The sequence below is a fragment of the Jiangella ureilytica genome (assembly GCF_004348545.1).
GTDB classification, from domain to species: Bacteria; Actinomycetota; Actinomycetes; order Jiangellales; family Jiangellaceae; genus Jiangella; species Jiangella ureilytica.
Window position 1 is genome coordinate 20208 of the sequence record NZ_SMKL01000075.1, and the last position, 9417, is coordinate 29624.

Sequence of the window (9417 nt, forward strand, 5' to 3'; positions counted from 1 at the left end):
CCGACCGTCGGCGCCGCCACCGGATTTCTGCCGATCCGGCGCGCGGCCAGCGACGTTCTCCACTACGCTCATGCCGCCGATCACGGCGTTGAGGAGGAGCATCGTGGCGCAGCGGAGCAGGAAGAAGAAGGAAGTCGTCCGGGTCGAGTCGGCGCCGAAGGCCAGGGCCGACGCCGCGTCCGGCGGCGGGTCCGACGCGCCCGACGAACCGACCTGGACGCCGACGCCCGAGGCGAGGAAGCAGGCCACTCGGCTGCGGCTGTTCGCCGCCGGGCTGTGGGCGCTCGCCATCGCCGGCGAGGCGTTCGCGATCTTCTGGGTGCTGCGGCAGGACCCCGTCGCCATGGTGCTGCTGATCGTCATGATCGTGGTCATCGGCGCGCTCGCCATCGGCGGCTCGCTGCTGTGGAAGAAGGCGAACCGGCTCGATCCCGCGTCCAGGAAGGACACGGTGCGGTTCTTCGTGCAGAACCAGCTGGGCGCCATCATCACGGTCATCGCGTTCCTGCCGCTGATCGTCCTGATCCTCACCAACAAGGACATGGACGGCAAGCAGAAGGGCATCGCCGGCGGCGTCGCCGTGGTCGTGCTCGGCATCGCGGCCTGGTTCGGCATGGACCTCGACGCGCCGTCGACGGAGCAGTACGCCGAGGAGACGAACATCGTCGAGCAGCTGACCGGCGAAAACCTCGTCTACTGGACGCGATCGGGCTCGGTCTTCCACGTGTGCGCCGACGTGCCCGACGTCAACCGCGAGTCACAGGACGGGCGCATCTACGAGGGCACCGTCGCCGACGCCCACGCCGCGGGCAAGTCGCGGCTGGTGAGCTACTGGCAGCGCGAGGCGCTCAACTACTGCGGCTACACCCAGGAGCAGATCGACGCCGTCGAGGCCGGCACCGCACCCGCCGAGGACATCCCCACCGAGGACGCGGCCGACGAGACCGCCCCCGCAGACGCCACGGCGACACCGTAGCGCCCGCGGGGCGTCCCGCGACGTCGGAGCGAACGGAGGGGGACGGCAGGGTGTCCGGCCGTGAACCTTCGGGGAACAGTGGCCGTGATGCCCGGCTGAGCACTGCGGACCGTGGTTAGCCTGCTGGCGACTTCTCTCCCCCGCAGTCCCTGCTCGAGGATGCTATGAAGCTGTACGTCCAGGTCCCGTGCCTCAACGAGGAGGAGACTCTCCCGCTGGTGCTCGACTCGATCCCCCGCGAGATCCCCGGTGTCGACGAGGTCCGCGTGCTGGTCATCGACGACGGCTCCACCGACCGGACCGCCGAGGTCGCCCGCTCCTACGGCGCCGAGGTGCTCCGTCACCCCCGCACCATGGGACTCGCCCGGTCCTTCCGCGACGGCGTCGACTACGCCCTGGAGCACGGGGCCGACATCGTCGTGAACACCGACGGCGACAACCAGTACCCGCAGGAGCGCATCCCCGACCTCGTCTGGCCGGTCATCGCCGGCCAGGCCGACGTGGTGATCGCCGACCGGCAGACCAGCACCATCGCGCACTTCTCGCCGTTCAAGAAGGCGATGCAGCGGTTCGGCTCGCGCGTGGTGAACTACGCCGCCGGCACCGACCTGCCCGACGCCGCCAGCGGCTTCCGCGCCTACTCGCGCGCCGCGCTGCTGCGGCTCAACGTCGTGACGCAGTTCAGCTACTGCATGGAGACGATCATCCAGGCCGGCAACAAGCGCCTGGCGATCACCTCGCTGCAGATCGTGACGAACGAGAAGACCCGCGAGTCGCGGCTGTTCACGAACCACTGGCAGCACATGTACCTGTCCGGCCGGGCCATCGCGCGGTCGTACCTCATGTACCGGCCCAACGTGATCCTCGGCTGGATCGGGGTGCCCATGCTGGTGGCGGGCCTGGTGCCGTTCGTGCGGTTCCTCGCCTACTGGTTCATGGGCGACGGCGACGGCCACATCCAGTCGCTGGTCTTCGGCAGCGCGATGCTCGTGGGCGCGCTGCTGTGCTTCGCACTCCTCGTCATCGTCGACCTGCAGCGGACCAACCGGATCCTGCTCGAGGAGACGTTGGAGCGGATCAAGACCCTTCAGTACGGCGACGGCCGGCGCGACACCCTGCCCGGTTCGCCGCCCTCGGGCGAGGCGGCGGCCCACCTCGTGCGCGAGGCCGAGGACCTGGCCGCCAGCGAGACAGCCGTCGCGTCGTGAGGGTGGTGGCGTTCGGCACCTACGACGCCACGGCGCACCCGCGGGTCCAGGTCCTGATCGACGGCCTGCGCGAGCGCGGCATCGAGGTCCGGGAGATCGCCGAGCCGCTCGGCCTCGACACCGCGCGGCGGGTCGAGATCCTGCGCAAGCCCTGGCTGCTGCCCGTCCTCGTCGCGCGCCTGGGCCGCCGGTGGCTCACGCTCACCGGCCGGGCCCGCCGCCTCGCCCGCGACGAGCGGCCGACCCACGTGCTGGTCGGGTACCTCGGCCACTTCGACGTGCTGCTGGCCCGGGTCGTGTTCCCGACCGCCACCATCGTGCTGGACCACCTGATCTTCGCCGTCGGCACCGCCCGCGACCGCGGCGTCGGCGGCGGCCTGCGGACCACCCTGCTGTCGGGGCTGGACCGGCTCGCCATCGCGGCGGCGCACGTGATCGTCACCGACACGGCGGAGCACGCCGCGCGGGTGCCCGTACGGCGGGCGGCCGACGCCGTCGTGGTCCCCGTCGGAGCGACCCGGGCCTGGTTCGACGCCGGGGCCCGCGCCGCCGGGCCGGGTCCCGGGTCGCGGGCCGACGGCAGTGCGCTGACGGTGGTCTTCTTCGGCCTGTTCACGCCGTTGCAGGGCGCGACGGTGATCGCGGAGGCCTTGCGGCTGCTCGCCCGGCGCGGGGTCCGGGTGCGGGCGACACTGGCGGGCTCGGGGCAGGACGCGGCCGCGGTACGGGCGACGCTGGCCGGGATCGACCCCGACGGCACGGTCGAGGTGAGCTGGCGCGACTGGGTCGACGCCGCGGACCTGCCGGGTCTGGTGGCCGCGCACGACGTGTGCCTCGGCATCTTCGGCACGACGAGCAAGGCTCTCGCCGTCGTCCCGAACAAGGTCTACCAGGGTGCGGCCGCCGGGTGTGCCGTCGTCACCGGCGACACCGCGCCGCAGCGGCGCGCCTTCGGCGACGGCGCCCGCTTCGTGCCGCCCGGCGACGCCGAGGCGCTGGCGGCCGCGATCGAGGCCCTCACCGACCCCGCCGAGCTGGCCCGGGCGCGGACGTCCGCCGGCGAGGCCGGCCGGCGCTTCACCGCCCGCGAGGTCGTCGCGCCGCTGATCGACGCCCTCGGCGCGGCGCCGGCGGCCGCGGCCCGATGAGCCGGCTGCTGGCCTTCACCCGCCACCCCTGGGTACGGCGGGCGTTCCTGGTCCTGGCGTTCGCGGCGGCGGCCTGGGCGGTCGCGAGCCGCTGGGACGACGTCCGGGCGGCGTGGTCGGCGCTCGACGCGCTGACGGCGCTGGCGGCGCTCGCCGTCTCGCTCGCGTACGTCCTCGCCACCATGGCCTCGTGGCGGGCGGTCCTCGGTGACCTGGGCTCCGACGTGCCGCTGCGGCCCGCGGCGCGGATGTTCCTCGTCTCCCAGCTGGGCAAGTACGTGCCCGGCGGGGTGTGGAACCTGGTCGCCGCGGCCGAGATCGGGGCCGGCCTGCGGATCCCGCGCCGGCGGTCCGTGACGGCCATGGCGGTGGCACTGCTCGTCTCGATCGTGACCGGGCTGCTGGTCGCCGTCGTCGCGGTGCTCGCCGGGCCGGCCGACGTCCGCTCCACGTACGGATCGACGCTGCTCGCGCTGCCGGTGCTCGTCGTGGTGCTGCTGCCGCCCGTGCTCAACCGGCTGCTCGGGATGCTCCTGCGGCTCCTGCGCCGGGCGCCGCTCGAGCACCCGGTGAGCGGCCCCGGGATCGCCCGCGCGTCGGCCTGGGCGCTGCTCGCCTGGCTGCTGGCCGGCCTGCACGTGTGGCTGCTGGCGACCGCGCTCGGCGCGGAGGCGACGCTCGCGACGGCCGCGCTGGCGACCGGCGGGTATGCGCTGGCCTGGACGGTGGGCTTCCTCGTCGTGGTGGTCCCCGCGGGCGCGGGCGTGCGCGAGGCGGTGCTCGGGCTGGTCCTCGCCGGACAGCTCTCCGGCGGCTCCGTCGTGGTGGCGGTACTGGCGTCGCGGGTGCTCATGACCCTGGCCGACGTCGCGCTCGGCCTCGCCGCCACCGCGACACGGAGGCGGCCGGCCCATGCGTGAGTCCGCCGGCTACCGGGCCGCGCTCGCGGCGATCACGCTGCTGGTCGTGACGGTGGCCGGCTGCTGGGCCGTGCTCACCCCCGCGTTCCGCGCTCCCGACGAGCCGCAGCACGTCAACAGCGTGCTCCGGCTCGCCTACGGCGGTGACTGGCCGGCACCCGGCGAGGCCCTGATGGGACCCGCGATGATCCTCGCCCGCCAGGAGGCCGCGCTGCAGTCCGACATCCCGGGCCGGCACTGGATCCGCATCGGCCTGGTCCCGTACACCGAGGTCGACCCGCTCCCGGACGACCAGCGGCTGCGGGTGACCGCGCAGAACGCGCTGCCCTGGCCCGGGATGAGCGCGACCGCCGTCGACACCGTCGACCAGATGACCCAGCACCCGCCGCTCTACTACGCGGCCGCGGCGACCTGGCTGCACGCGACCGGGACCGCCGACGCCCGCTGGGACCAGCTGCTGCTCTCGCTGCGGCTGTTCGACCTGCTGCTGCTCGCGCCGCTGCCGCTGCTGGCGGCCGCTACCGTGCGCACCATGCTGGGCGAGCGGCCCGGGGCGCGGCCGGCCGCGCTCGTCGCCGCCGCGGGCGTGCTCTTCGTCCCGATGTCCGCGCACATCCTCTCGGCGGTCACCAACGACGCGCTGGTCACGCTCACGGGAGCGGTGCTCACCTGGCTCGTGGCCCGGGTCCTGACGGGCGACCTGCGGTGGCCCACGGCGGCCGGATTGGGGGTCGCGCTGGGCATCGGCCTGCTCACCAAGGTGATGGCGGCGTTCGCGGTGCCCATGGTGGTCCTGGCCTACGTCCTCGCCGGCGTGGCCGCCCGGCCCGTGCTCGCCGAACTGCGCCGGACCTGGTGGCCGCGAGCCGGCCGGGTGCTCGTCGTGGGCGTGGTCGCGTTCGCGGCCGGCGGCTGGTGGTGGCTGCGCAACCTGCTCGTCCACGGCGCCGTCCAGCCCGTGGGGATCCCCGAGCGATGGGAGCCGGTGCCGAACGAGGGGATCGGCCACTTCACGACCACCGTCGTCACCGCGTTCACCCGCTCCTTCTTCGGCGACTTCGGCTGGCTGGAGCTGCGCGTGCCGCCGGCGGCGTTCTGGGGTGGCGCGGCGATCGTGGCGGTGCTGAGCGTGGCGGCGCTGGTCCGGCGCGACTCCCGCGTCCACGTCACCGTGCTGCTGCTCCTGCCGGTCGCACTCTGGGCCAGCGTGGTGCTCAACGCGTGGAACCACTACGTGCAGACCGGCTGGATCACCGCCGTCCAGGGCCGGTACCTGTTCGCCGGGCTCGCGGCGCTCGCCGTCGTGACGGCGCTCGGGGCCAGGCCGCCGGCCCGGGCCGTGCCGTGGATCGTCGCCGGTGGCGGCGTGGTCGCGGCGGCGTCGCTCGCGTTCGCGTTCCACGGGATGTACTGGGGCCCCCGGGACAGCGCGGCCGACGCGGCGGCGCGCCTGGCCGGGTGGAGCCCGCTCTCGCCCGGTCAGCTGGTGGTCGCCGGTGTGCTGGCCCTCATGGCCGGCGGGCTCGCCGTCGGCGCCTGCGTCCGGTTCGCCGTCGTGTCGACCAGCACCCGGGTGGTCGACACGGCCGCGGCCACCGCGAGCACCGCGGCGACGACGGACGGGACCGGCGCGTCGGTGTAGTACCAGGGCTCGGCCGGCGGGGTGGTCAGCTCCTTCGCGACCCAGCCGGCGAGATCGGCGAGCGCGACCGCCGCCCAGGCCGGGACCAGCAGCCGCGGACGGGTGGCGAGGCCGGCCGCGATCACCAGGCAGAGCGGCAGCGCGACGGGCAACAGGTAGCGCGGGTACACGCCGCCACCGTTGGAGGCGAACACCACCTGCATGGTCACCAGCACCACGACGGGCAGGACGAGCAGCAGGAGCAGCAGGCGCCGGTCGGCGGCGAGCAGGGCGCCGGGTCGGTCGCGGTGGCGGACGGCGCGGGCGACGGCGAGCACGGCCGGCACCCAGACCAGCACCAGCGCCGTCACGACCATGGCGGTCGTCACGTAGGTGGTGCGCGGCGGCTGCTGGCCGGACCACCAGAACAGGTTCGGCATGCGCAGCCAGGTGACGGCCTCGACCAGCACCTGTGCGAGCGGCTTCGGCGACCGGCCCTGGTTCTCGTAGGACCAGTCGAAGTGCGACCCCGTCAGGGTGCCCGTCAGCTCGAGGTTGCGGACGTAGAACCAGCCCGCCGCGGCCAGGACCAGCGCGGGACCGCCCACGAGCAGGCCCGCGACCGGCCCCCAGCCTCCCCGTCGCTGCCGTGCCCGGACGATCCCGGCGAGCCCGGCCACGCCCGCGACGACGACGGCGACGACCCCGGCCGAGAGCCGGGTCAGCGCCGCGCCGCTCGTGAGCAGCGAGATCACCAGAATCAGGCGGGCGTCGAGCCCTCGCCGGACCGCCATCGCCGCGGCGCCGAACAGTGCCGTCACGAAGACCGCCGCGAGCAGGTCGTTGTAGCCCGAGCCGCCCACGAGCGACTTCCCCGCCATCAGCGCGGCCACGAACGCCGTCACGGCCGGGACGGTGCTGCCCGGCCGGCAGATCCGCCGGGCGGCGCCGTGCGCGACCAGCACCAGCACACCGGAGAGCAGCACGTTCACGGCCCGCGCCGCGTACACCGCCGCCACGGGGTGGCCGGCCTCGGCGAGCGGCCCGACCACCGGCGCCACGAGCAGGTAGTACAGCGGCGGGTGCTGCGCCGTCCACTGGACCGGAGCGAGCCAGGCGCCGTCGGGCCGGTGCTCGAGGCCGTCCTCGAACACCGGCAGCTCGCCCTGCCAGACCCGGTAGGCGTAGTCGATGTGCGGGGCCTCGTCGCCGGTGACGTACGGCGCCTGGACCAGCGCGGCCACGGCCGACAGCAGCATGGCGGTGAGCACGGCGAGCGGGAGCAGGGCGCGGGCCGGGAGTCTCACGCCACCGGCTCCGGGGCCCGCGCCGGCTCGGCCGCGACGGAGGCCGAGCGGACCGCCGTCCGGGCGAGGAGAACCGCCGCGACCAGCCCGGCCAGCACCACGACACCCAGCACCGCCGGCGGGAAGGGGTACCAGAAGGCCATCGCCTCGGCGGCGCGGACGACGCCGCCGAGGTTGCCGGCACCGGCGTCCGCGGGCAGCCAGTAGAGCGTCCACACGTCGTGCCAGAACGCCGCGTGGATCGCCACCGCGAGGACGAGCAGGCCCGGCAGGACCCAGCGCCGGTACGCGGGCGCGAGCGCGGCGGCGCCCGCGACGGCGACCACCATCAGCCCGACGATGCCGGGGAACAGGTAGCGGCCCTGCTGCGCCGCTGCGATGTCCCCGAACGCGGCGAACTGCTCATAGGAGCCGTGTGCGACGATGGCGGCGAGCGCGGGGATCGGGAACAGCAGGACCAGCGCGACGGCGCGCGGCAGGCCGCGGCGCGCCAGCGCCACCCCGATGCCGGTCAGCACGACCACCAGCGCGACCCGGGCCATCCACCACGAGGCGTCCATGGCCCGGTCGGAGTCGTGGTCGTTGACGAAGAACAGCGTCACCATCCGCTCGGCGAACCGCGACAGCCAGTCCCACCCGCCGTCGGACCAGCCGTAGGCGGCCGTCAGGTCCGGCGGCTCGGTGTGCGTGCCGTGCGGCTGGATCGTCCCGTACTCCAGCGTGTTCCGCAGCCACCAGAGCGCCCCCGGCACACTGGCCGCGGCGGCGGCGAGCAGGCCGCGGACGGCGTCGGGCCGCCGCTTCTCACGCACGGCCGCGACCACGTAGGCCAGGACGATCCAGGCCGGCATCAGCAGCGCGAAGCCCTTGGTCAGCAGCGCCAGGCCGGTGACGGCGCCCAGCGCGGCCCCGGTGCGCCAGCGCAGGTCGCCGGTGAGGACCCGGGCCACGAGGTAGGTCGCCGCCGCGAACAGCACGATGAGCAGGGTGTCGTTGTTGACCGACGACTCGATGTGCGTGAGCTCGGGGACGACGAGGATCGTCGCGGCTGCCACCACGGGCAGCGGCGCCGGGAGCCCGAGGCGCCGCGCGGTGAGGAAGAGCAGCAGCGGCAACCCGGCGGTGAGCGCCGCGTTGGCCCAGCGCAGCAGCATCCAGACGGCGTCGAGCGGCTGGTCGGGCCAGCCGGGAACCGTGGCCACCACGCCCGCGCCGAGCAGGTAGTAGAGCGGCGGGTGCTGGATGAGCTGGTTGTGGTTCGGCGCGCTCGTCGACGTGCTGCCGCCGGCCGCCGCGTAGGACGGGCGTTCGCCGCGTGCCGGCACGTCGTCGCGGTCGGCGAGGTGCTGCCGGCCGGGAAGACTGTCGGTCTGGACGAAGTAGCCGGCCTCGATGCCCTCGGTCAGGAACGCCGTCCCGGGGTCCGGCCACGGCCACGCCTCGCCCTCGGCCACCTGCAGCACGAGGTCCACCTGCTGGCGCTCGTCGGGCGAGCGAGCGTTCGGGAAGACGGCCGTCTGCGCCAGCGCGACGACCAGGTGCACCGCGGCGATCAGCCACACGACGGTGGGCACCGCACGCCTCATGGCGAGCAGCCTAAGCGCCGTGACGTGGACGTTCGCCGGTCGTTGCGCTCTGTTCGGCCAGTGTTCGCGAAGCGCGCGTCCTACGGCTGCGCAGGGGCGCTGAAGTGCTGGTAGTCGGGGTCGGAGAAGTCGCCGCCCCACTCCCAGCCGAGGCGCTCGAACACCTGCAGCACGACGTCGCCCTCGCGGATGACGCCGGGCAGCGCCGGGGCGTCGCTGCTCCGGTCGACCTGGGCGAACGCGGCGGCGGCAGGGGGCCGCACCTCGCTGCCCACGATGTAGGGGTTCTGGACCGGGTTGATGTCGACGGCCCGGCCGTAGGCGTGGTCGGACCAGTTCTGCTGGCCGGCGACGCGGCGGCAGTTGTAGGCGGAGGTGTTGTTGGCCGCCATGGACCGGTTGTCGTCGCCGCCGTACTCGTCGACCAGCAGCATCCGCTCGATCGGGAACCGCGAGGCGTACAGCGTCTCGAACACGCTGACGACATCGGCCGCGACGTCGGCGTGCACCACCAGCTCGCCGCGGCGGGCGCGGCCGTCGAACCCGACGTGGGTGACGACGACGTGGCGCAGGTCGGTGAGCGGGACCGGGCAGGTCGCGGGGTCGTGGCTGCGCATGCTCGAGGCCACCGAGGGACCGATGGGCTCGACG

At 74.3% G+C, this 9417-nt stretch carries 7 protein-coding genes and 1 pseudogene; 5 read left to right on the forward strand and 3 right to left on the reverse strand.

Translation table 11 applies throughout. The features are described from left to right. Positions 1 to 103 precede the first annotated feature (103 nt). The 5 genes from E1212_RS24395 (at position 104) to E1212_RS24415 (ending at position 5894) form a co-directional block, all read left to right on the forward strand. Positions 104 to 976 carry an MnhB domain-containing protein gene (locus E1212_RS24395; RefSeq protein WP_203417165.1) on the forward strand — a complete coding sequence of 291 codons (873 nt, stop codon included), beginning with the start codon at positions 104 to 106 and terminating at the stop codon, positions 974 to 976. A 164-nt stretch (positions 977 to 1140) separates the two neighbouring features. Beyond that, a complete protein-coding gene (locus E1212_RS24400; protein WP_131987309.1) occupies positions 1141 to 2184 on the forward strand; it encodes a glycosyltransferase family 2 protein in 1044 nt (347 codons plus the stop codon). Next, entirely contained in the window at positions 2181 to 3332 is a 1152-nt protein-coding gene (locus E1212_RS24405) for a glycosyltransferase (protein ID WP_203417166.1), read from the forward strand. Before E1212_RS24400 ends, E1212_RS24405 begins: the two co-directional genes overlap by 4 nt. Then, positions 3329 to 4252, forward strand: a complete 924-nt coding sequence (locus E1212_RS24410; protein WP_131987311.1) for a lysylphosphatidylglycerol synthase domain-containing protein — start codon at positions 3329 to 3331, stop codon at positions 4250 to 4252. Before E1212_RS24405 ends, E1212_RS24410 begins: the two co-directional genes overlap by 4 nt. After that, on the forward strand, positions 4245 to 5894 hold the full coding sequence (locus tag E1212_RS24415; RefSeq protein ID WP_131987313.1) for a DUF2142 domain-containing protein: 1650 nt from the start codon (positions 4245 to 4247) through the stop codon (positions 5892 to 5894). Before E1212_RS24410 ends, E1212_RS24415 begins: the two co-directional genes overlap by 8 nt. A gap of 149 nt (positions 5895 to 6043) precedes the next feature. Here the strand turns inward: E1212_RS24415 and E1212_RS30955 are convergent. The 3 genes and pseudogenes from E1212_RS30955 to E1212_RS24425 all read right to left on the reverse strand — a co-directional run. After that, positions 6044 to 7132, reverse strand: a pseudogene (locus E1212_RS30955) (hypothetical protein); the annotation flags it as partial. 44 nt (positions 7133 to 7176) lie between these two features. After that, on the reverse strand, positions 7177 to 8766 hold the full coding sequence (locus tag E1212_RS24420; protein WP_131987315.1) for an ArnT family glycosyltransferase: 1590 nt from the start codon (positions 8764 to 8766) through the stop codon (positions 7177 to 7179). Between the two features lie 80 nt (positions 8767 to 8846). Next, positions 8847 to 9417, reverse strand: a 571-nt coding sequence (locus E1212_RS24425) for a M15 family metallopeptidase (RefSeq protein WP_203417167.1), incomplete at its 5' end; no start/stop codon positions are given.

Coding starts and splice junctions, on each gene's coding strand:
- E1212_RS24410 (WP_131987311.1), top strand. CDS start 3,329: ATGAGCCGGCTGCTGGCCTTCACCCGCCACCCCTGGGTACGGCGGGCG.
- E1212_RS24400 (WP_131987309.1), top strand. CDS start 1,141: ATGAAGCTGTACGTCCAGGTCCCGTGCCTCAACGAGGAGGAGACTCTC.
- E1212_RS24420 (WP_131987315.1), bottom strand. CDS start 8,766: ATGAGGCGTGCGGTGCCCACCGTCGTGTGGCTGATCGCCGCGGTGCAC.
- E1212_RS24415 (WP_131987313.1), top strand. CDS start 4,245: ATGCGTGAGTCCGCCGGCTACCGGGCCGCGCTCGCGGCGATCACGCTG.